General features: G+C 53.7%; 18 protein-coding genes. 5 read left to right on the top strand and 13 right to left on the bottom strand.

Annotated features, from left to right (window positions below):
• Nucleotides 1–19: 19 nt before the first annotated feature.
• From OLTU_RS08405 to OLTU_RS08385, 5 genes are all read right to left on the bottom strand, one after another.
• Entirely contained in the window at nucleotides 20–487 is a 468-nt protein-coding gene (locus OLTU_RS08405; RefSeq protein ID WP_141732310.1) for a hypothetical protein, read from the bottom strand.
• Nucleotides 488–490: 3 nt separating this feature from the next.
• Nucleotides 491–1,963: a pre-toxin TG domain-containing protein gene (locus tag OLTU_RS08400; RefSeq protein ID WP_176736444.1), complete on the bottom strand. Its 1,473-nt coding sequence runs from the start codon at nucleotides 1,961–1,963 to the stop codon at nucleotides 491–493.
• A 2-nt stretch (nucleotides 1,964–1,965) separates the two neighbouring features.
• Nucleotides 1,966–3,225, bottom strand: coding sequence for a hypothetical protein (locus tag OLTU_RS08395; protein WP_141732308.1), 1,260 nt, complete (start codon nucleotides 3,223–3,225; stop codon nucleotides 1,966–1,968).
• 23 nt (nucleotides 3,226–3,248) lie between these two features.
• Complete coding sequence (locus OLTU_RS08390; protein ID WP_141732307.1) at nucleotides 3,249–4,223, bottom strand: hypothetical protein; 975 nt, start codon at nucleotides 4,221–4,223, stop codon at nucleotides 3,249–3,251.
• A gap of 613 nt (nucleotides 4,224–4,836) precedes the next feature.
• The gene (locus tag OLTU_RS08385; RefSeq protein WP_141732306.1) at nucleotides 4,837–5,883 is read right to left on the bottom strand and encodes an SGNH/GDSL hydrolase family protein; all 1,047 of its coding nucleotides are present in this window, start codon (nucleotides 5,881–5,883) and stop codon (nucleotides 4,837–4,839) included.
• A gap of 117 nt (nucleotides 5,884–6,000) precedes the next feature.
• Between OLTU_RS08385 and OLTU_RS08380 the strand changes: the two genes are divergently transcribed.
• The gene (locus OLTU_RS08380) at nucleotides 6,001–6,846 is read left to right on the top strand and encodes an endonuclease I family protein (protein WP_141732305.1); all 846 of its coding nucleotides are present in this window, start codon (nucleotides 6,001–6,003) and stop codon (nucleotides 6,844–6,846) included.
• Here OLTU_RS08380 and OLTU_RS08375 read toward each other — a convergent pair.
• The 3 genes from OLTU_RS08375 to OLTU_RS08365 all read right to left on the bottom strand — a co-directional run bounded on the left by OLTU_RS08375 (nucleotide 6,838) and on the right by OLTU_RS08365 (nucleotide 11,574).
• Nucleotides 6,838–7,431 carry a hypothetical protein gene (locus OLTU_RS08375; RefSeq protein WP_141732304.1) on the bottom strand — a complete coding sequence of 198 codons (594 nt, stop codon included), beginning with the start codon at nucleotides 7,429–7,431 and terminating at the stop codon, nucleotides 6,838–6,840. The two genes, OLTU_RS08380 and OLTU_RS08375, sit on opposite strands and share 9 nt — an antisense overlap.
• 8 nt (nucleotides 7,432–7,439) lie before the next feature.
• Nucleotides 7,440–9,341, bottom strand: coding sequence for a leucine-rich repeat domain-containing protein (locus tag OLTU_RS08370; RefSeq protein ID WP_176736443.1), 1,902 nt, complete (start codon nucleotides 9,339–9,341; stop codon nucleotides 7,440–7,442).
• Between the two features lie 235 nt (nucleotides 9,342–9,576).
• A complete protein-coding gene (locus OLTU_RS08365; RefSeq protein ID WP_245676862.1) occupies nucleotides 9,577–11,574 on the bottom strand; it encodes a sensor histidine kinase in 1,998 nt (665 codons plus the stop codon).
• Nucleotides 11,575–11,659: 85 nt separating this feature from the next.
• On the opposite strand from OLTU_RS08365, the gene OLTU_RS08360 reads away from it, so the two are divergent.
• The gene (locus tag OLTU_RS08360; RefSeq protein ID WP_141732301.1) at nucleotides 11,660–13,252 is read left to right on the top strand and encodes a hypothetical protein; all 1,593 of its coding nucleotides are present in this window, start codon (nucleotides 11,660–11,662) and stop codon (nucleotides 13,250–13,252) included.
• A 3-nt stretch (nucleotides 13,253–13,255) separates the two neighbouring features.
• Here the strand turns inward: OLTU_RS08360 and OLTU_RS08355 are convergent, their stop codons facing one another.
• The 4 genes from OLTU_RS08355 to OLTU_RS08340 form a co-directional block, all read right to left on the bottom strand.
• Nucleotides 13,256–13,597: a hypothetical protein gene (locus OLTU_RS08355; protein WP_141732300.1), complete on the bottom strand. Its 342-nt coding sequence runs from the start codon at nucleotides 13,595–13,597 to the stop codon at nucleotides 13,256–13,258.
• 83 nt (nucleotides 13,598–13,680) lie between these two features.
• A complete protein-coding gene (locus tag OLTU_RS08350; RefSeq protein ID WP_141732299.1) occupies nucleotides 13,681–15,141 on the bottom strand; it encodes a hypothetical protein in 1,461 nt (486 codons plus the stop codon).
• Between the two features lie 12 nt (nucleotides 15,142–15,153).
• Nucleotides 15,154–15,705 (bottom strand): hypothetical protein, encoded by a 552-nt coding sequence (locus tag OLTU_RS08345; protein ID WP_141732298.1) that lies wholly within the window; start codon nucleotides 15,703–15,705, stop codon nucleotides 15,154–15,156.
• Nucleotides 15,695–17,071 carry a hypothetical protein gene (locus tag OLTU_RS08340; RefSeq protein ID WP_141732297.1) on the bottom strand — a complete coding sequence of 459 codons (1,377 nt, stop codon included), beginning with the start codon at nucleotides 17,069–17,071 and terminating at the stop codon, nucleotides 15,695–15,697. The genes OLTU_RS08345 and OLTU_RS08340 overlap by 11 nt, the downstream gene beginning before the upstream one ends.
• Nucleotides 17,072–17,289: 218 nt before the next feature.
• On the opposite strand from OLTU_RS08340, the gene OLTU_RS08335 reads away from it, so the two are divergent.
• Entirely contained in the window at nucleotides 17,290–18,756 is a 1,467-nt protein-coding gene (locus OLTU_RS08335; protein ID WP_141732296.1) for a chemotaxis protein CheX, read from the top strand.
• 3 nt (nucleotides 18,757–18,759) lie between these two features.
• On the opposite strand, the gene OLTU_RS08330 is transcribed toward OLTU_RS08335, so the two are convergent.
• Nucleotides 18,760–19,902 carry a tetratricopeptide repeat protein gene (locus OLTU_RS08330; RefSeq protein ID WP_176736442.1) on the bottom strand — a complete coding sequence of 381 codons (1,143 nt, stop codon included), beginning with the start codon at nucleotides 19,900–19,902 and terminating at the stop codon, nucleotides 18,760–18,762.
• Between the two features lie 238 nt (nucleotides 19,903–20,140).
• Here OLTU_RS08330 and OLTU_RS32860 point away from each other — a divergent pair, with 238 nt between their 5' ends.
• Nucleotides 20,141–22,075: a methyl-accepting chemotaxis protein gene (locus tag OLTU_RS32860; protein ID WP_141732294.1), complete on the top strand. Its 1,935-nt coding sequence runs from the start codon at nucleotides 20,141–20,143 to the stop codon at nucleotides 22,073–22,075.
• A 2-nt stretch (nucleotides 22,076–22,077) separates the two neighbouring features.
• Nucleotides 22,078–23,007 carry a flagellin gene (locus tag OLTU_RS08320; protein ID WP_141732293.1) on the top strand — a complete coding sequence of 310 codons (930 nt, stop codon included), beginning with the start codon at nucleotides 22,078–22,080 and terminating at the stop codon, nucleotides 23,005–23,007.
• Nucleotides 23,008–23,023 lie beyond the last annotated feature (16 nt).

The raw sequence follows: 23,023 nt of genomic DNA, 5'->3' as shown, positions 1-23,023 counted from the left end.
CATATCAAGGTTTACCAGATCAAAGAGTATCTTCGCGACTCTGGATGAGTTGCGCTCCAGAATCATATTCGAATGATAAAAGCTTTTTACCGCCAAATTCCTTCTGTAGCGATTTTTTGAGTCGATCTGTATACCATAGGAAGTCAAGCTTTCCTGAACTTTCTTCAATTCGGTTAATGTTCCATCCAAATGTTACTTGGCTGTTGCCCGGCTTAAATATGATGTCAACGCCTGTCGCAAGATTATCATAAAAAAGACTGATGGCTATGTCTTCATTAAGGTCGATTTTCCTTTCAACTTCTTTCAAAACCTCTTGATCGTTATTGTATTGCTTAATAGTCCATTCGCCGAATTCCTTTCCAAGCGGGACGTAATTCACTTTTCCATTAAACTCCATTTTCCAGGCGCTACCGAGAAGCACGCTAAGCAACTTGATGAAGTCTGTCGCTTTATCAATATCAATTCGCGTAAATGCTGAGTTCGACATCGATTACCTCCACAGGTCAACATAGGTTATCCCTTTTTTAATGAGATAATCTTTTGCATCTTGCCTTATCGGTGTGTTTGAAATCAAATGATATGAGGCCCCATTGTTCTGAGCTATACTAAGTCTTGAACCCATATCAGACTTAAAATCTGCGAGTGTCGGATTATTGGGAGTATCAAGTTTGTCCCAATATGCACCAGTTTTTGCTTCAAACCAAGCATTTCCAACCTTTCCGTCAAATTCCCGGCCGCCCATTTTGAAGCTGGGTTGCCCGCCCAACTTCGAAGCCAAGTGTTCCTCAAAATCTCGACCTATCAGACCCTTTCCAGACTTTACTGCTTCGGCTAGGTCCTCAGGTGATTTGCCCATTTTATTAGCTACATCACTGAATGACTTAACATCAACAGGGCCTTTGATACCCAGGCTTTCTGCGGACCTGATGAAGCGCTCGGCTTCAGCCAGCTCGTCCATCCCCTTGCCGATTTTGATGAATGCCCCAAGTTTCACAGCGAGAGCTATCTTGCTCCCGACACCTCCAGTAAACACTCCGACATAGGCCAGGGTCCTTTCAAACTTCGTGAGCGGCTGACCTGTCAAAGCGTTGCGGCCAGTCCACGCTTCATAGAGATCCTTGCCAAAAGCCGTCACGGGATTAAGGCTCAGTGCGATATCAGCGGCAGTGGTGGCAACGCTATAGAGTGCATCACCCTGGGCAATCTTGCCTTCCTGATAGCTGGTCCTTGCCCCTTCTATAGCTGATTTCGCAACACCAACAAGGCCTTTCCTGACTTCATAATCGGGCTGATTTTTGAACTCCTCCACCTTTTGCTCAGCATGATCGACCAGGTTCTGGCCCATTTCGCATTTGGCCTGCTCGGGGAAGAGCTGCTCAGGCGTTTGCCCATTCGCGGGAATGTCTTCAGGTGGCGGGATAAGGCCACTGAATGTAGAAAGCTGCTGACTGGACTGCTGCTCGAACGCTCCGACTTCCCCAGCGAACGCATCGCGCTGACCAAATCCGCTTTGGCTGGCGCTTTTCTCAAGCCCTCCCTGCTCAGTTTGGAGGCTGCCAAGGGCTTCATTCGTTCCTTTGGCCAATTCTCCAGCTTCTTGCTCAAGAACAGCAATATCACCCTGCACCTTTTTACAGGCATCTCTGTAGGCTTTGGCGCGAATGGCATATATCCACCCTTCGTACTGGGGAGGCAGATAGGGACCTATGGCGGCAAGCATCACTTCATCTTTGGTTAAGTCCTGCTCTACACCCTGGGTTATAACTGCGACTACATTGCCAGCCTTGAGCTGCCCAGTTTTCGGATCAATATAAATTATGGGTCCTGAACATACCATGCCCGAGGGAGAATCTATAGGAATGGTTCCATTTGGACAGTTGAGGTCTTTCAAATTCGAAACGGAATCCTTGAGCGGCATGCAGCCGACAAGGGCAAGCAGAAATATGGTAAAATAAAGTCTCATCGTCATTTCCTTCTGCAAATTTCAGCTGCAGTCTTGTATGTGGCTTCAGCTTCCTGATACCTGTCAAACGAATCAACGATGGAAAATGTGGTCAGGTATTCGTTCATGGATCGAACGCATGGTTCCGTGACTTTTGCAGGGTTGGCTACATACCTTCCGGCCCATGCCTTCTGGCTCGTCAAATATCCCTGCCATCCTTTTTTGCCAATTCGATCAACCTTTTCCTGGAAGTACCCAATCATGCTTTCCATGCGGCTGATGTATGGGGCAGCAACGTCCGGATAATGGTCAGCTATGATTTTCATTCTTGATTGAAAATTCTTACTGGTATTGTGATCCTTAACCGCCAGAGCCAAGGGACGCGTATATTGAAGATAGACGGACTCCAGCTGATTCCTGTCCGGCTCCGTCGCGGTGAATGTCACCCAGGCCTCGAACTCTGCACCAATGGTCTTTGCCTGAAGGACGGCATCCAGCTTACCCCCAAGTTCAGAGAGACCGCCGATGATTGCATTTCTGTACGCCGTCTCAAGTGCGAGGCGGAAGTAAGCAAATGCATATTGCACCAGTGCTTCCCGGGTCTCCCGGCTCTTAACAATGGCGTTGCTAATGACTGCAGGTTCAGACGCCATGTGATCAGCAATCTGCTTAACCTTGCTCCAGTTGCCTTCAATCTCCTTGTAATTGCAGTCACCACCGGCATCAGTCTGAAGTTTAAGTCCCCCTGCAAGCCCGAAGGCTTCAAGGTCGGATTGAAGCACATCAATAGCCCTCAGCAGACGGCTTTCCTTATTGAAGACCTCAGTTAGCGAACTGATCTCAGCTGCAAACTTTATTTCCAGGTTGGACATTTGCCTCAGGATAGCTGCTTCATCCTTCGGAATATCCTTGAATTCATTGATCAGGGCTCCAATCCGCTCTTGCTTTGCAAGAGTTTCATCTTTTAGCGACAGATACCTCTGCCACATCGTGCCAGAACCAACCCCGCTGTGCTCCAGGGCGCTTGAAAATTCCTCGGACATTCTACGAAGCTGCCTTGATAATGCATCGGCTTTGTCTGAGCACTCCTTCAACTCCTTGAGCCTTGGAACACAACCATTTCTTAGGCCGTTTCTTAAGTAAACCAGGGTATCAAAAGGAAGCAGGCTCTTTGAAACCGACATGGAACAGCCCGATACAGTTTTCACCTCAGCTCGGGCTGGAGATTTCGCAGCAGAAGCCATTCCAAGCAGTACAAGAACTATGGATAATTTGCGTGTCATGCCTCGCTCCATTATTGCAGATTTCAATTCGACACCTTCTCCAATCGGCTCTTCAATTCAAGGAGACGGTTTTTGAGGCTTGCGTCATTTTTGGCTGCGAGATCATCTTGAAAAAGGGAAACTTCCTCTTTCTTGGTTGTAAACCAATTCGCAATGTTGTCGTATACGATCTTCGCCTGACACTTCTTGACAAAATTATCGAAAAGGCCTTTGCTCATTCCATCAGGTTGAGCAAGGGTTCTCAGGGTGTCATAGGTATAGCCAGCGCACGTAAGCTCGCCTGCTCTAATTTCGGGATTCGTGTCAATCTCGGTTTGCGTGCAATCGACTTCAGATTCATCATACTTGTAACCAAACATCAGGAAGAATTTGTCCTTAAGATCTATAACCACCTCTTCCATGAAGTCCTGACCGTCGTATTTTTCGATCAGGCATTTAAACGATGCTTCATCGCGAATTTTGCTATAAAGATCGGCCTGCCTCATCGGAAGAATTTGGGTATAGTTTTCAAGAGATAATGATACCTCTGTGATATACGCTTCAAGCTCTTCAGGAGTTTTGTAAAATGCGCACTCCTTGTATCGTTCAATACCAAATTCCGGAAGGCGACAGCTGGCATAGGCTTCAATTCCATGGCTGGCATGCCGACAGCTTTTGTAGCTCTCAACCCCGAACTGAGGCAGACGACAGGTTTTACGAACCTCTCTAAGCTCATAACGGCATCTGATTTCACAGGTTGGGCACCTGGGTGGGCGGGCACAGATTTCTATGTTTTTCATTTCGGTGCCGCAGGCTATATCACTGCGCTCGCTGTAAGCCTCGACTTCACAGGAGGGGCTTCTCTTTTCAAAGTAGAGACCCGCTCCACACTTTTGGTCAACTTTGGTGAAATAAAGCTCCACCCCACATAGCGGATGACGCAGAGTTTTCAACTCCGCACCGAACGCGGTGGTACACCATAAGGCCGTGAAAATCATGCTCATAAATAGTTTGGACATATTTGCCACCTATGAAGCGTGGGAGTAGTGAAAGACTCCGGTTTAGATAGTGATCGTTTCTCGTGGATGGAGCAGGGTCGAATGCATTTGCCGACTGTCACCCCGAAAGAAGCGACTAACCATTTTGTGTGGCGGGTATACAATGCTCCTATTGTCGAGTCCAGATCATGTTAAGCCATTAAGGCTTAGTTTGATGCAGATATCGTTTTCAGGCAGGACGACAAACAAGGATACCGCCGGACATTTCCGCAGCCGAATTTCATCTGTCAAGAAAATCCCATTGAGATTATTGGAATAAATTCTGATTCAATCCTGGCTATACCGAGGGATGTTGGGATTTTGACTGGCAGGTTAAGAAATCTTAAACTCTCTTACAGAAAGCACTTAATCAGAGTAGCGCAGATGCCAATCAAGCTGGGTTTAGTTTCAATGACTTTTCATGAACGCCGCTTGGCACAACTGTCCTGTGTTTCCAGCATCTCATAGCGGCAACATGCGGCCAAGCAGCCAGAACTAAAAATTCGATTTTGTTAAGAGCAACACACTTTTTTCAGACGGCTCTGGAGGGGTCGGCCCGTCGCTAAGACGCGAGATACCTGTGGGTCCAATCATTCTAAAGCCGCTGGCAATGGTCCACCGCGTGCCCCTTGTTATAACCACCCACATGCTCCGCGTGCGCGGTATCGGCTAAAAACTGGGCCGCATAAAAGCAATGGAGTTTGCTGCTCGGGTGCGTGGCATCCCAGTAGGGAGTGCTGCCGGGCTGCCGACAGAAGCGGCGCTCACCGACGACTTGACCGCGGGCATCACCGTCAAAGCAGGCGCCTTTTTTTAGAACCACACCCGCGGATTCGGCTTTTTCGCGACTCAACGCCTGCACGCCATTGGCCTGATAGGGATAGACCCGCAGACTCAATTTCTCCTTTTTGAGCTGCTCCAAAAGACTGCTTAGCCCCGCATTATGGGCGGTCGCCACCGTTTTCCAGAAGGCGCGCTGAAGGGAGGGCACCGCTGGGGATGAAGCCAGTGGCAGTTCGGAAAGATCCGGCAGACTTCCGACAGCCACCCGATGAAAACCGAGACTGTCGAGTGTGATCAAGGCCTCGCGAATCTGGTTCAGGACCTCAGGGATCGCCTCGGCATCGGCCTTATCCCGATAGGCATCAGGGCCAACCCAAAGACTCACGAGCATGACCTCGCGATTGCTTTTTTTCGTATCCTGTTTCAGATGTTCGATCTGACCCAGGAGCGAGGTGGGTGGAATGGTTTCCAGAGCCTGACCTTCCTCGATATCGGCAAAGGCATAATTGCGAACGGACCAGCCCGTGGCGCCCTGCACGTAATCAACCCAAATGGGACCATTGCTGAAGCGCGAACGCCAGAAGACCTGCGGCGGCGCCAGGGTTTGCGTTTTTTGAAAGAGATTGCCAGTATCAGACCAGCTGTCACCCAGCACCACCAGAGTGGTCACACCGGTCTGATCGGGATCCAAAACCAGACCCTTCAGCCAGTGATTTTGATGCGCCTTAACCCCTTCATCCACGCGAGGTCCGTTGTCCAGAAGCGGTTGTGGTGGCGCCGGGCTCCGGGCCGGCATCGGTGACGTTTGACAGGCGCTGATCCCAAGCGAGGCGATGAATAAAGACATGATTCGCAGCATGCGACGCCCTTTATTTTCTCAAAATGTGCCATTAAATGTCATTATGACACAAAAAGCAGCGCTGGCTTTCTGGAATTTTTCTCCTTAAAAAGAAGGTCTTGCTGCGAAAGGATTTCCATGTCGAAAAAGTTGCTGCGTATTCTGGCTCTTGGTTTCGTGTTGTTTGGTCTCTATCAATATTTGCAAAAGCCAGAGGAAGGGCCGAAGCCCCCACAGAAAACAGCCGACCCTGAACCCGCCGTCCAACCGGAACCGGGTCCTGAAACCACCGCGATCCTAAGCTTCAGCCCTCAGCATCCCAAGGACTTTGATGAAGCCAAAAACCTTTTGCGGAAACTCCATCCTCGTGGTGTCGACATCTATTGCGGCTGTCCCTACGACCTGGAGCGCAAGAATCGCATCGATGCGGCCGCTTGCGGTTACAAGGGCAAGGGCGCCCGCAGCCGCCGCATTGAATGGGAGCATGTGGTGCCAGCCAGCGTTTTCGGTCAGCGCTTCAGTGAATGGAAAAATGGGCATCCCAGCTGCGAAAATCGGGGACGGAAGAGAAAAGGCCGCGAATGTGCCCGCTCGACTTCGGATGTTTTTGCCCGCATGGAAGCCGATCTCTATAATCTTCTGCCGGCGATCGGGGAACTGAATGCCGCACGCTCCAATTATCCCTTTGGTGACGTCGGCGGGGAACCGCGGGAATTCGGTCGCTGCGATTTTGAAGTGGGTCATCGCGTGGCCGAACCACGTCGCGAGATTCGTGGGGATCTGGCCCGGATCTATTTCTATATGGATGCCCGTTATCCGGGCTTTGAAATTGTGAACCGGAAGAATGAAGGACTCCTGTCCGCCTGGGATCGCGAGGATCCCATGGATGAAGCCGAACGCGACCGGGTTCAACGCATTCAGAGAATTCAGGGCAACAGCTTTTTCATCGGTCGTCTGAGCCGCCTGGCCGCCGCCTCAGAGTGAGCCGGGTCGGTCGGTTTGAATGGTCTGTTCGCGCACGATCGGGGCTTCAAAGTCCTCGAGTTCGATCGCCGGTTTCAGCACGTTGAGAACCTTATCCTGCTTCACCGGGATCACCTGACCGGAATCCGTTTTCCAGCTGGCGATGACATCAAGGCCTTTCAACTTCTCCTGCAGCGTTTCCAGACTGGTGGCGCTGACGTTATAGAGAACATGATAAATGGAGGACGCCTCCTGATCGGTAATCGCCACCCCATCCGTGATATTGCTTGACCAGCTGAGACGCTGCGCGCTGGCTGTCAGGTCCAGTTTCTTTTTGGTCCCCTGATCGGTCAGCTGACAGCCATACTGGGCTTCCAGATCCTCGACCTTGGCTTCCTTGCGCAGGGCACAGGTAAGGTAGGATCCGGCTATGTTCACCGGAATATCCACTTTCTCTTCGCTGGCATCCTGCGATTTGTCATCTTCATTTTTTTGGGGTTCCTTGGCATTGCTGAGCGACTGACCTGGTTTGCATGACAGGACCAGACCACTGCCGAGCAGCAGCAGGACGATGAACCTTGGCGATGCCGGCGAACGCAAGAGCATGCAGACCCCTATTCCAGACAGAAGTTTCGTATGGCCACATTCACCGCTGGTCCCGTCGGGCAGTTGGTGTCCGATTTGGCGACCGTGCTCCCCAAGGGATTGGTCAACAGACGGAAGTTTCTCAGACGCGGCAGCGCCCCCAGCGTGGCCACATCCGCTACCTGATTGTTGGTTAAATTCAGAAGTTCCAGTTTCGTCAGACCCTTCAGCACGCTGATATCCGCGATCAGATTGGCCGCAGCAGTCAAATCATAGATATTGACCATATCCTTCAGCGGGGCAAGATCCGCCACCCGATTGCCCTGGAAATTCAGCACCAAAAGATTCCGTAAATCCTTGACACAGGCGATGCTGGTCAAGGCATTCCGCGCCAGACTCAGTTCCGTAAGGGCGCTGAGACCGGACACGATCGCACAGTCCGCCAGAGCCAGATCCGTCAGTTCCAGAAAGTTCAGCTGTTTGAGATTGGCGATGCCCGCCACATCCATACCCGGGTTGGCCCCGATTAAAAGCCTCTGCAATTTTACCAGACCTGTTAAAGGCGCTGTACTGGGAATCTGATTGCTGCCGATATCCAGAACGACCAGACCATTCATTCCCGTCAGGGGAGTCAAATCCTGAATCTGGTTGGAGGCGATATCCAGCTCGCGCATCCGGGTCATGCCTTTCAAAACGCTGATATCCGTCACGCGGTTGGCGAAAAGGATCAGTTCCTCCATCTGCACCATGCCGGCGAGCGGCGTGAGGTCCGCGATTCCCGTGGCATTGAGGTCCAGGGATTTCACCCGGGTCAGGCCGGTCAGACCTGTGAAATCGGTGATCGTATTGCCACCGAGTTGGATGATCTCCAGGTTTTTCAGATTCGTCAGAAACGCTGTGGTGGTCAGGGAACAGTTCGCACAGGAAAACTGCACGAGGTTGGTCAACTGACTGACCGGCGTGAGATCCGCCGGCGTATTGAAATTCAAATTCAAAGCCTTGAGCTGGGTCATGCCGTTCAGAAACGAAAGGTCGGTCATACCCTGCCGCACGAGCACAAGTTTTTCCAGAGTTTTGATACGGCTGAACACGCTTGGATCAGCGATGACCCGCGGAGGGCCGCCGATCAGATCGGCTCCGGCATCCACGTCGACGCTCAGGAGAGCCGGCAGATTCATGAGCGGGGCCAGATTTTGAACCATGGTGGAATTGATCTTGATGCCTTTGAGTTCCGTGAGATTGCTGACGAAGGAAATATCGGTCACGGCGGTGCCCTGCAGGTCGATGGCCTGCAGGCGGGTCATCTTGCTGAGCAGACTGAGATCACGAATACCAGGGTTGTTCTGTAGATCGAGAAAGGTAAGCTTCACCATATTGGTGAGCGGCGTCACATCGCTGATGGCATTGGTATGGATGCTGAGGACACCGATATCCACCAGATCCTTGATTGGGGAGATATCGGTGATCAGGTTGCGCGAGATTTGCAGCACTTTGAGATTTTTCAAAGAGCTCAGCGCGCTGATATCCACGAGCTGGTTTTCCGACAGCCCAAGTTCGATCAGATTGGTCAAATTCTTCAGAGGGCTGATGTTATCCAAACCGTTGCGGGCCAATTCCAGATATTTGAGTTCCACGTTGTCCTTGATGGGACTCAGATCGCTGATGCGGTTGTCATTGAGATTGAGGCGCTGAAGCTGCGGCAAATACTGCAGGGGTTGGATATCCGTTAAACCGGCCCCGGAAAAATCGAGTTCGGTGGCCTTGGCAAAATACGGTATGGAGCTCTCGCAACTCGCGAACTGATAATGCGCGATCATCTGCAAAAACGCCCGCTGACCCGCGGCATTGGCCTCGGCTACTGCGGGGGCACAGTATTCGGTGAGTTTGCTGACGTCGGGCTGCGGCGTGCCGGTCTCGATTGTCCGATTCACGGTCGCATCAATGGTGCCGGCACGATTGGATTGCTTTGTGAACCGCAGATCCTTTTTAAGGGGACTGCAGGAACAAAGCAGCAAGACGACATGTAAAGCCATGAAGCGCATTGCAAACCTACCGACGGTAAAAATGTCTGGGAGATACTGTCACTATCCTTATCGGCTAATCCTTGGTAAAAATTGAGATAAGCAGTCATTTAGGAAGGATTTACAGCCACTTATTGCAAAGCATTTAAGCGACTGCAGTGTGGGGGAGACCGCGTTTCAGCGTTAATAGGAAACGCGTGCCATGGACCTCGGCATTCTCTTCCACGGGCGTGCTTTCCACCTCCAAACGCCCCTGATAGCACTCCACGTAACTTTTGACGATGGGCAGACCAAAGCCGGTGCCCTTCTCTCCTTTCAAACCGGGACGCGTGGTCGGGCTTGAAATGTCGAAGATCTTCGCCTGCAGGTCGGCATCCATGCCGATGCCATGATCCATGACCGTGATCATGACCTCATCCGGTCGGGGGTCGATGCGAAGTTCAATCGTCGCATGATCCGGACTGAATTTGATGGCGTTGCTGACCAGGTTCGCGAGGACGTTATAGACAAGGCTGCGTTGTTCCGCGATCACATGCAGGCCGGCTTCCAGACCGCTGATGATCATGCGGATGCCCTTGTCCTCGAGGCGTTTTTGCAAAAGGTCCTGCATTTGGGAAATGGCTTCCTGCAGATCGACCGGCACCAGCTTCACCTGGGTCTTGCCGGAGTTAATGGCCTCAAAGTCCCGAACATGCTCGATGATTTCCTGCTGATGCATGGCGGCGCTGTGCATGCGTTTCAGATAACGCTGCACCTCCGGCCAGCTCATCTCCGGCTGTTCATGGATCGCGGCATAGTTGAGCATGATATTCAAAGGATTGGCAAGATCATGACAGATGACCCGCACCAGGTTGCGATTGGCCGCGGCCTCCCGCTCATGGATCAGCTTTTCCCGCCGACGGGCTTCGGCCATCAGCTCGGCCTCGCGGGCGGCCAGCTCTTCGTTCCGAATGCGCCGCAGATAGTTGATTTCCTGTTTTTTGATCTGATTGAATTTGTCACCAAGACAGACGGAAAGAAACACCGCCTCCCAAATGGAACCAAAGGCCAGTTCCACACCCTGCGGCCACGAGCTAAACACATGGCCGAGGCGCACCAGTGAAAACAGTACAGCACTGAGGATCAGTGGAACCCAGGCGACCAGGAACAGGATCGCAGCGCGATCGCGGCGCCAGGCCCCATAGGCCGCGACGCTAAAGATCATGAAGGGTCCCAGGATCAAGGCATAATAAAGGGTACGCATCACGAACAGATCACCGCCTCCAAAGGCCCCGAAGAATCCCACCAGAATCTGGATGCTGGCGAAAGCTTGGGTGATCCACCAGAGCATGCGGTTTTTATCGCGCAGACCCAGATACGAGGCCGTAAAAATCAAGGCGAGAGAGGGCGCGAGGCTCGGCAGAAGAATGGACATCAGGCCATTCAACTCCGGGGAATCAGGCCAGAGAAGCCCATAGGCGGAACCGAAACTGACGGAGATGGCGCCGGCTGTCACGCCTTGAAAAAGGCAGTAGCTGAGGTAAATCCGCTCCCGGCTGCTCACAAAAAGCATGAAATTAAACAGGATAATCGAGGCCATGGCTCCGAAATAAAGGGTGCCTGCATGCTGGGCTTTCGCGGCTTCCTTTTCGAGACTCCAGGTTGGATAGGCCTGCATGTCGATTTCCACCGGCGCCGTGGATTGAAAGCGCAGATAAACCTCCCGCGTTTCTCCGGGCCCCAGTGTCAGATGAAAGGCAAAGCCACGATAAAAGAATCCGCGTGAAGAAAAAGGGGTATGGTCGCCCGTATGACGTTCAAACTGCAGCCGCCCCTGATTCAGCAGATAAAAGTCGATGACATCGGTGCGGGGATCCTCACTGACCAGATAAAAGGATTTTTCCGTGGCCGCGGAATTGGTCAGGGTCGTGCGGGCCCAGAAGGCCTGATCGGTAATGCCCAACTTAAAGGTCCGCAGATCCGCAGGCAATGACTGCCAGCCGCTCAGGGACGGCATGTCCTCCACCCGTATCCCGGATGATGGTTCCGCGATCATTTCGAATTCCCTGGAGACGGCGCTTCTTTTTTCCAGATTGCCAACGTCGATCCGCCCGGCGAATGCATCACCCGCGAAACTTAGCAATAAGACCAGGATCCACCGCATATTCAAGGGAAACCTCCAACTGCATTATCGGAAGGGAGCGTCTCAGCTATAATGGTAGGAAACGCGGACGCGAGGAGGTCCTTTTATGATTCGCACACAACTCCGGCCTTTCATCTTTGGTTTGGGCAGCTTTCTGCTGCTGGCATCCTGTGGCCAGGATACCAAAAAGAAGGCTCCGCCCGCCGCCCCGCTCGGGGATGTGGCTCAGGTCTTTCATGATGTCTCCAGCCGTTATAAGCTGCCCCGGGAAATCCTTTTGGCTGTCGCTTACAAGGAATCCGGCTTTACCGCCGAACCCAGCCGCGGGATTCATGATCAGGATGGATCCCTGCGCGGGATGCTGAATGGTGAGACGGCGGTGGGTCTGCCGCGCTCGGTTTTGAAACTGGATGACAATCCCGAAAACAACAGCCTTCGTGCGCAGATGGAAGCCTATGGAGCTTTGGTGCGGGAACACCTGGATGCCCAGCACCTCGATCTCTCCCCATCATTGCATACCGCCGATGCCGTCTATGATTGGGCCTGGCAGCTCGCTCAGGTGCATTCGCGCGACAAGGAAGCTCGCAAGAATGTCCAGATCCTCTTCGCCATGGAAACGATTGAAACCCTGAATCGCGGATTTCTTTGGCAGGATGCCGGCACCCGCGAAAAAATTGAACTGCTCCCCCGCAATCCGCCTCTGACCGTCGAAAGTTTTTCCGCCCCGATTCAGGCCAACCTGCAGCTCGATACCAGCATTTCTGAAATTTATATGGTCGATTACCTGCAGCTGACGTACGGCGAAACCGGCAAGGTCGACAACCAGCCGCGACGCGTGATCATTGTCCACTGCCCGCTCACGCTTTCGAGCTGCCTGGCATCCCAGGTGCAAACGCCTGACGCGGAACATGTCATGCTCGGTGCTCATTACATCATCCCTGCGAGTGAGCAGCTTTTGAAAAAACCGGTCAAGCTCCTCCCGCATCGCGCCCCTGTGCGCTTGACTGATCCCAACGGCCAGCAGCAGCTGATCACGGATGCGATCGTGATCATGCTCGTTGGTCAGTCCGGACACTACAAGGATGGTCAGAGAATGCAGGCCGATCCCGCCTGGTACAACCGCAAGCAGCTGCAGAACATGGGCAAGGTGATCGAAGGTGTCTGCACGCTGATCAACCGCGATGATCCTTCCGTGGAACTTGAGCGCTGCCGTACCCCTCAGGATGGGCTTGAATTCCGCACGCCGAATGGCAAGGCCTTTCGCATCGGTGACATCCCGGATTTTGAACCATCCATCTTCTGGTCCTTCGCCCGAAATCCGGATGACCTGAGTGGTGACATCGAACTGCAGCTGCCGCCCAACCAGAAACTCTTTCCGGCGGGCTCCTCGGTGACGATCAATTTGGGCTTTATCCGCAGCACGGCCAAGATCGATGTCCAGATCCTGGAGCGCTGTCCTTCGGGCAAGACGGTCTGGTCCACGATCAATAGCATGGCGGTGCGGAACATCGATCGCAAAACGATTCAGGTGGAACGCTTCGATCAGGGCCCCAATCTCAACGGCCAGCAGTTTCTGCGAGCTCTGGCCTATGATTCCAGCGGTCGTTTGATGGGATGGGGGACCCAGCACTTCTTCCTGAGCAACTACGATGCCGCCGGCACACCCGGTCCGAACGAAGGTCTTTGTGCTGTTCCCTGATATTTAAGGCCACAGAAGATAACGATTGTTGATGGGCAGATCAATGACATCCATGCCATTGCGCGGCCCACGCATCGTTTCCAGTTTCGCATCGTAATAGTCCACAAAAGTGGACAGCCCATCCTCATTCACCAGATGCAAAACATTCGGCTGGCGCGGATTGATGCCTTTCACGGTCAGGGTTTCCCCGGCCTTGAAGTCATCATTCTTGCCATGAACGAGGCGCACTTCATCCTGCACCTCCATATCATGAAGCTTCGGCGGAGGCCGACGCCGGATGGTATGCTGCACCCCATCTTTCATGTAGGTGACTTTATAAGGAGCTCTGGAAAAACGTACACCCAAGCGAAAGTCCTCGCGCTCCTTAAGGGAGCCGGGGACGTATCGGCCTGGTATCAGCGGGCGTTTCTTACTTTTCGATCAGGGATTCAGGCCGGACGAATGATTCCGCTTGCATTCGGTGCGCCGCTGGCCGCAATGCCCAAAGCCTGCAGCATCACATGATGCACATCACCTTCGCTGAGCTGACGACCCGGCTCAGGTTCACCCGTGCTGAGATCACAGCCATAGGTATAACCCGTTTTGGGATCCACTCCGCCATAGACCTTGTTGCCCTTCAAAAGCGGGGAAACCATCACAGCGGCATTGTTGAGATCATGACCACTGCCCCCGGAACGGGAGCGATCGCGACCGAATTCGGTGGCCACATACATGAGGCTGCGCGACCACATGCGGCCCAGCTCCGGTTGACCTAAATGATCCTCGTTCTTGAGCAGTTGAATCAGGCGATCCATCACGGAAAGTAGTCGGCGCCACATGGTATTTTGCGCGCCCTGGTGGGAGTTATGAGACCAGTCGAAGGCCAGGGGCAGGTTGCTCATGATGCGACCGGAGCCCAGAGTTTCAAAGCGCACCAGGTTGTCCAGTCCGAGCGTCACACTGCAGCTGACCCCGTAACGCAGGAGCAAAAAGGCCATGGCCGCCTGGGCTTCCAGCGGATCATTCAAAAACTTGGGAAAGGTTTCCCGCACCTTCGCCAGGAGCGCGTTGCGTTCATCCCGCAGCTGCCCCATTTCATTGAAGCGCGCGAGATCGAGAAGGCTCAGGGCTTCCAGCAGCTGGGCCGCTTCGATCGCGGGAACCTTTTGCCGGAAGGTGAGAAATTCCTTGATCGGACTGAGGTTCTGCATCGTCTTCGCACGCGGCTGCAGCGCTTCCAATTCCGTCCGAACCACACGCGCGGCTTCCAGCAGTTCTTGGTTGGTGCGATCCGCGATGACCTGCTCCCGATGCAGGGCCAGGGGAAAGAGCAGTGCATCCGCGATTTGCTCGGCCTTCGCATAGGCTGGCAACGCCGCGTCCGTTCCGTCGATGGCATAACCACCAAACGACATATTGATATTCGGCAGGAGCTTGTCCGCTCCATACTGTGCGGCCATCGCCTCCATCAGAGTGCGGCCTTTATTGATGCCATTGCCATTCAGGGATCGCTGCGAGGCGATCAGGTGATTGACACTGCTGCAGGTGAAGGGCAGCACAGCCATATCCATGCCATGACGTTTGATAAAGTCCACCATCGCATAGTCATTGCCGACCGGCACACCCAGGGAATAATTCACCTTCCTGACGGCACGAAACGCGGAACCCGTGACACTCTCGATCTGTTCCGGCTTGTAGGTTCGAATACCCGTATTGTCACTGCTGGCCACCACCGGCAGAAATGAATCCACGATACTCGCGCCGCCCGCCGCCGCGATAATGATCAGGAGTTTGCCAGTCTCCGCATCGGCTCGCGGCACGGTGCGCGCGCGGGCCAGAAGCGAAGGACAGGACAGAGCCGCAGCTCCGGTGGCGGCAGCCTGAATGAATTGACGTCGATTCCCTTGCATGTCCCTTCTCCTTTAGAAGAACAGATTGGCCCACTGAGAACCTACTGCCAGGCAAAGGGCCTGGCTCCACTGATCCATGCGCGTGGACCCAAACCGGGCGCGATCCGCCAGTTTCAATGCGGTTGTGATCTCGGCGCTGCTGGCCGGTCTTTGGAAAAAGCGCCGATAAAGATCCTGAATCTGCTGCTGGATCAATTCATCGCTGGTTTCATTCAGGGTCCGATTCAGGGCATAGAAGCGAAAGACCGTCGCTCCACTCGCATCCTTTTTGATGCGCTGGATACAGCTCTGCAGGACGGTGCGTTCAAAGGCGGTGACGGTCAGCTGCGAAGGCTTTTCCATTGAGGTATACTGCGCGCGATCGAAGGGATCACGGCCACCCAAGGCAAAATTATGAACCAGATCCGTACAGGAATAGGTGCCCAGTTCCTTGCACAGTTGATCAGGCGGCAGCTCCAAAGCCTGGGCCAGATCATTGCGCAAAACAGTGGCCCGCTTCCAGAGCACGTCCGCCTGGAGTTGACTCGACAAGACAAGCAAGATGAGCAGGATCTTATTCCGCATCGCTGATCCTCCCGGCAAAGGTCAGGGTTTCAACCAGGCGATGCAGCAGACGATCCGCCGCATAGCCATCCTCATCCAGGTTCTGCCAGAGCTGGGCGAAATCCGTGCGCTGCTGGCTGGTTCGGGGCGCGTGTCCGATGGAGAATTGAAAGAACATGAGCGCGAGATTCTGTTTAAAGGCATCCGATTCGGCGGCGACGCGCGCCCATTCCCCCAGGTTGGCGACCGGCTGACCAAAGATATAACCCAGGCTTTCATACTCCGTGCGATCAGGCATATAAGTGCCAACCTGATAACCTGGAACCGAGATGCCCGCATAAGGGGTGAAGGCATAGGAGAGAGGATCGAGCGTGCTGTGACAGAAGGCGCAGGCCGGCTGCTTCACGCCTTTATTATCATAGTCTTTAGGCTCATGTTCAATGGGATAAAGCCCCTCGCTTTTCGCTATATCCAGACCCAGGTAGGAGCGATAGGACTGGGCTGCCGTATTCCGCGGAATTTCCGCGAACATGGTGTTCAAGGAGATGAACCACTGCGTCGTCAGCATTCCATAGCGGCGATCGATCTGCAGAGGCTGGCCGTTGCCGACCACGAATTTGCCGGGAACGGAGTGGCTGGCGATGGGCCCTTCCACCTTCTGGCCTTTCTCATTGATATGATACTGGGCCAGCAAAAGATCGCGGGCATCGTGACCTTCGCTCAGAATATAGGCGAAGAGCCGATAGTCATACATGTAGTCCCCGATCACGAAGGGGTCACCCTGGGCTCCAATCGCCAGGTTGGGCCGAATCCTGTCGTCAGCCAGGCGCTGCAGGGCTTCCTTCTTCCAGTAATCACTGCGCAGACATTGAGCGAGATAGTCCTGGCGCCACTGTTTTTTAAGGATGGGATCAACCGCCTCCCTTTGCTTTTGTAGCTCCTCACTGGATGGGCTGCTGCCGCAGAACAGAAGCCCAATTCTCCGCAGAGCCAGTTCCCCATCAAACACGAGCAGCGCATCCTGTCCCGGCTTGTGGGTGGCGTCTCCGGGACCGGTTCCCGCATCGATTTCCAGACCGTTGCCCGCCCCATCCGCATCGGAATCGAGCGGCTCCACGGTGAGCATGACGGGACGCAGATACTTTTGAAAGGCCGCGGGCTTGCGATCAAAATCGGGGAACTTGATGAGTTCCGTGCGCAGATCCTGGCCATAGGGATTCAGGTTGGGAGCCTGGCTATGGCAGGTGGTGCAGACCGTGACCTGGTTTACACATAAAGGCGAAGCCGGATAGCCTTCACAAAAAAATCGCGTGTTCTGGGGTATGGCAAGAGCCGTCACCGAACCCAGCTGGAGAAGGCCTGTGATCGCAAAAACAAGACGCTTCATGGAAAGCTCCTTGCGCTCATGAGGAGACGAAGATCTGGGACCATGCTAGATTTTTTTGCCAGATTCGCCAATAGGTATTTAGGTCAAAAAAAATTGAATACACACTCGGATTGAACGAGTTTTGTTGTTTTCCTAAACATCTGTATCCCTGGCTTCGCAGGGGGGCGCCCTCATGAATCTATGCTATCCTGTTCCATACAGTCATCGAGGATTCAGACATGCATTGCTTGCTCCTGCTCAGGCCATCCGCTGGATTGCAAAAAACGATCGACGAAGTCGTCCGTAAATTCTCGGGTATCCATGAAGTCAAGGTCGATGTCGATGTGGCGAGAACAGCCATTGAGTTTGCCAAGTGCGTGGACCAGGGGCGGCGCTATGGGGCTGTGATCATTGAAACTGAGATTGAAGAGGTGGAGGTTAACTATATTCTGAACCTCTACCATGACCTGAAGCGCAAGCCTCCTCTTCTGCTCTGCAAGGCCAACTATGAAAAGCTCGTCAAACGCCTGACCTCGACCCAGATCACTCCGGTCATCAAGGACTTCAACAAGGACTTCATTTACGACTACCTGAAAGAAACGCTGATCATTGCCGAAAAAAAGATCGACATCCGCATCATCAAGGAGGTGCTGCTGTCGGTCACGGGGATTATCCATGAAAACACGCAAGTCAAACTCGAAGCCCTGGGACTCAGCGAGATCAAGGCCAAGGATTCGAAACAGGAAATGAGTTCCATCATCGCCTTTATCGGCGATGGCGTTATGGGCACGCTCAGCATTGCCACCACCAACAATCTGATCAGTCTTTTTTGTCAGAAAATGCTGTACTGCGATGCGGCCGATGTCACTGCCACCATGCGGGCGGATGTTTTGAACGAACTCTCGAATCAGATTCTCGGTGCCTTCCGCAATAAACTCGCCCAGGATGGCTATGAGCTGTCGACCAGCATGCAGATCGTGGTCTCCGGGGAAAAGGATCACCTCTTCCAGACCAAAACCAACGGTCACTATTACTACTTGAAGTTCAAGCATGCGGACGATGATTTCCTGATCACCTTCGCCTATGGTTCCTACAAAAAGCAGAAGGGTGAGGCCAACTTCACCCGGGCCAATCTCGGTGGCCGCACTCTCGACGTCCGGATAGTGAATCTCGTCCTCAAGGCTCTGGGCGATGTGATCAATCTCAATGGCGAGCGCCCGCATAAGGTGGCGGTGGCCGAACAGAGGGGACAGGATTATCAGGGCGAATCCTTGCACATTCTGCATGGTCGGGGCCATCAGGGCAGTTTCATCGTCGCCCTCGATATCCCTCGCACAACCGTGGGTTTGATTACGCAGGAAACCATGGGCATTGCCACCGCGGATTTGAGCCCGGATATGATCAACGACGTTTGTGGCGAGCTCATCAATCAGATTGCGGGCTCGATCAAGAAATATCTTGGTCCCATGGGTTTTGACTATCTCAACGTGTTTCACGGCAGTTTCTGCACCGAAAATGAGATCAGCTATCTGCTCAAAAACCAGGGCCTCTATTGCCGCATGAGCCTGACTCTGCGGAGCCAGCCCTTTGTCCTCTGCTTTGGCCTGGAGGCTGCCCAGGGTTCCAAGGTCTACGATATCTGGAGTTACATCAAAAGTCTGGGGCAGGTGGCCAAAGCCGTGGGCAAGGGTAAAACCGCCAGCTGAGCCTTAGGAGGCACGCAGATGTTTGAGCTGCTCCTTGGCCTTGGTATAGTCCTGCGGTGCTGAATCCTGTGCAGCTTGGAAATACTGCAGGGCGTGGGTCATGTCCCCGTTCTTCTTGGCCTGCAAACCCAGGTTCATCCAGACCTTGTGAATATCCTTCTGCTGCGGAATCAGCTTGAGCATAACATCCATCAGCTTCTGAGCATCTTCATGCCGGCCGGCTTTGGCCAGCTGCAGAACGCGCAGCTGGGCATAATGGGCGACCTTGCCGGGCTGCATGGTCAGCTTCAAATTTTCCTTGGCCTGCTTGTTATGACCCAGCAGCACCGAGGCCACGACCACACCCGAACGGGCTTCGTCCTGGAATGCATCCAACTGCAGGCTGGCCTCAAATTTCTGCAAGGCCTCATCAAACTTCCCTCCATCCAGTGCCATATGCCCCATGATGGTGAGGAACCGTGGATGCTTCGGGGCCATGGCCACGCTCTTATGGAGAACCTCATAGGATTTTTCCACAAGGCCGGCGTCCTGATAGATGGCGGCGAGGGTGATGCGGGCTTCCAGGGAATTGCGATTTTCACGGATGGCAGCCAGAGCCTCCTCCGAAGCCAATTTGTATTGCTTCAGAGCCTGATGAGCCTTGGCCTTGAGCAGGTGCCCCCGGAACACATCCTTGCCCTCGTCCGTATATTGGGCGATGAGCGGCAGCGTTGCGGCCGGATCATTCTGCTTAAAGAGCGCTGCAATCTGTGCGCGCAGTTCCAGAGCTTTATGACGTTTTCGGGAGAAGAAGATGATCTTCTTGAGGCCCGGGACGAGGTCGGCACTATTGATGGGAAAGCTGCAGGGCAGAACGTATTCCAGATCAAAGCAGATGGCTTTCAAATAGGCATCGAGATCATGCAGTATCACCAGGATGGGCAGGGTGCAATGCACCGATCCCTCGCGGACGAGACGGGTCATGTTCAGAATCTTGCGGTTGCCTTGGTCGTCCTGCAGAATAAGTCCTTGAGCCGATTCGATTGTGGTCAGCTCGTCCAGACTCGCGATGCGCCTCACCTTGCAATCCAGTTCCTCAAACACGAGGAATTCCTGAATCGCATCGGCGATTTCATCCTGACTGCAGTGGATCAGCAATTCGCTCATAGCCACCTTTCCCAACATGGCCCTTAGCTATCGGAGCATCCTCGATTCAACTTCAAAAAATTGTCGATGGGCGGACTGAAGCCGACTTTGGCTTTTGGACAAAAGCCCCACAGAAACTGAAAGTCGACGGGCACGTTGCGGCATTTGCAGAAATTGAGTCCACCCTGAAAACTCAACTGAAACGAAATAATGCCGATCGCCCTTCCGAAGCGTCCCGTTTCGTCAAGGGAGTCTGTCGATGAGTGCGCACAATCGTATCCTGGCTTTAATCCTCTGGCTTGGCAGCCTGCTCGCCTGCCTATGGGTCGCCAATCTTATGATATGGAATGTAGGGGCCCACAACCGCAACGATGAGCTGCAAAGAATCCAGAACAGCTGGGAGGAATTCGGCTTCACCTTTCCCAAGGACAGCAACGAGGCACGGGTCATTGCCGCCAGCGCGCAAAACCTCAATGTGACCCGGGAGGGCTCGCTGCTTCTCGAACGCAATGCGCTGGCCATCATGGGCCTTTTGTCTCTGATCGTCCTGGGTCTGGCTTCACTCGCCCTGCTGTCAGGCTCCAACCTGCCGCTGATCGCGCGACGCCGGCGCGAGAGGGATAAGCTCCCGATTGACGATGCTGAGTCGATGAGCTTTTACCTGCAGACCCTGGAACAGACCGTGGCCGACCTGAAACTGGTCTGCCAGGATCTGGGCGATCTCGATAACGACAAGGAAAAACACGGCCAGCGTCGCAATGCACTGATTGACAGTCAGTTCGATCAGCTGGTGCGGGTCGAGGCGCAGCTGCAAAGGATCCGCAGCGATGTGCTGACCACCATCAGTTCATCCAAGGACATCACGGACAAGCTGCAACGCCTGGCCACACAGTGCGAGGATTCCTCACACTTCGCATCGGCCACGCGCCTGGAATGGAATGTGATGGGCAGCAAACTGCGGCAGATCAAGGAAAGCCACGACAAGGTGAAAAATACCGCGGACAAGATCAGCAAGCAGCATACCGTAACCAACGAGCTTCTGATCAAGACCCTCGATTTCGGCAATATCCATAGCAAACATACGGAAACATCCCGTGAACAGGTGTCGCGTCTGGCGGAAATTTCCAGGGAAACGCTCAGCACCATGGATATCCTGGCCTCCTCCATGGCGCAATCCAACCAGGATGTCAACCATGCCAGCAAGCTCGTGCGTGGCCTCTCCGAACGGGCCGAGGAAATCGTGAACACCATCGACGTCATCGATGATATCGCCGAGCAGACCAACCAGCTGGCCTTGAATGCCTCCATTGAGGCCGCCCGGGCCGGGGAACAGGGCCAGGGTTTTGCCGTCGTAGCCGGTGAGGTTCGTAACCTCGCCGCGCGTTCCTCGACCGCGACCAAATCCATTACCGATCTTTTGGGAACCATCCAGCAGGAGGCGGATCACGCCTCCCACTGTCTGGAAAAAAGCGCGCGCTCCGTGGAGCTGGCCCACTCGCGCATGCTGGAAGTCGATCGTTCCTATCGCGAGGCGGTGACCCTGTCCCGCCAGGCTCTGTCAGAGCTGAGTCAGCTGGTGGTGGATGTGGGCAATCACATGCATGACCTGAAGCAGATTGAAAAGCAATCCGCTGAACTCCGCAAGTTCTGTGTGGGCCTGAATAATCTTTTGGAAGATCACGGACGCATGACATCGGTCACCTATACGGAAGCCAATCAGTTGACCATCCATTCCGATCGTCTCGCGCGTCTGCTCAACCGTCAGTTCTTTGAAATGTCCCACTGCGATCGGCTGGTCGAGGGTCTCTTTTATTCCCTCGAAAGCATCAAAGGTCGCATTGAAGAGGGCATCGCCAATTCGGAAAACCTGCTCAACGGCTTCAATCAGGTCTATCAGCAAAGCCTGCAGCAGGATGTTGGCAATAGCCGGCGCAGTGCCCGCTTCGGCCGCATGATCGAACTGGTCAAATCCTGCAGCCGCAGTCTGGAAATTATTCGCAGTCCTTCGGAACAGGCCCGGACAGAACTGGCGGAACTCTATAGGGTCGCAGAGGCGGAACGGACCCTGCAACCCAGCCCCGTCCTGAGCAAGCAGACCAGTCCCAAGGAAGAACGCGACGAAACCGACATCAACATGCTGCCCGAGGATGATGTCTTGATCGGTGAACCGGATGAGACGCAAAAAGTGAGTTGAGCATGACCTTTATTCTCAATGACAAGGCAACCGGTCTTAAGATCACCAATGCCTTGGAACAGGCCCGCAAGGAGAACCAGAGCAGTCTGGAAAAACTCAGCTCGGGTCAGATCTTCACCACCCAGGATCCCAAGCCGGCCGACCGCGCGCTGGCTGATCGATTGGAACATAAGCTGCGAGGTCTCGCCACCTCGAAGCGCAATATCAATGATGCCGTTTCCCTTCTGCAGACCGCGGAAGGTGGTTTTACTGAAGTCACCAACATGCTGCTGCGCATGAAAGAGATCAACACGGCCGCCTCCACCACCACGCTGAGTGATACCGAGCGCAAATATCTTTTTATCGAATATGAAGCGCTGCACAAGGAAATCGATCGTATCGCCTCAACCACGGAATTCAATAGCATTCCCCTGCTCAATGGCCATAACGAAAAGGTGCCGGAACGTTTGATCTTCCGGGTGGATGAGGCCATGCGCGACGACGATGCTCCAGCCGACAGCGGTGACTGGAATGAGCTGCGTTTTGAAGGCTTGAAGGATGTCGTCGTCACCACCCTTGGGCTCGGGCTCAAATCGGTGGGCGAGTTTCTCCACGATGATGAGGGTGTGGATCTGGATACCGCACGTGAACTGATGGAACCCGAGGACACTCGCTTTTCCAGCGTATATGATGAAGCCCTCGATAAGATCAGTGGCTTTCGGGCGGCCTATGGCGCCATGCAGACCCGACTGAACCGGGCCATGGACTACAACGATGTCGTAACGGAAAACATTGCCGCCGCCAAATCGCGAATCGCTGACGTGGACTATGCGAGTGAAGTGGCGAAGATGACCCAGAACAATATCCTTCTGCAGACAGGCACGGCCCTGCTTACGCAAAACAACATCGCCGCGGGCACCGCCCTGCACCTGATCCAATCCCTCCTTTCCTAAGCGCTTCAATCAGCTA

Origin of the sequence: Oligoflexus tunisiensis (genome assembly GCF_001748245.1) — a bacterium.
GTDB classification, from domain to species: domain Bacteria; phylum Bdellovibrionota_B; class Oligoflexia; order Oligoflexales; family Oligoflexaceae; genus Oligoflexus; species Oligoflexus tunisiensis.
Note: the sequence above shows the minus strand (reverse complement) of the source record. Positions and strands in the feature narration are given on the sequence as shown.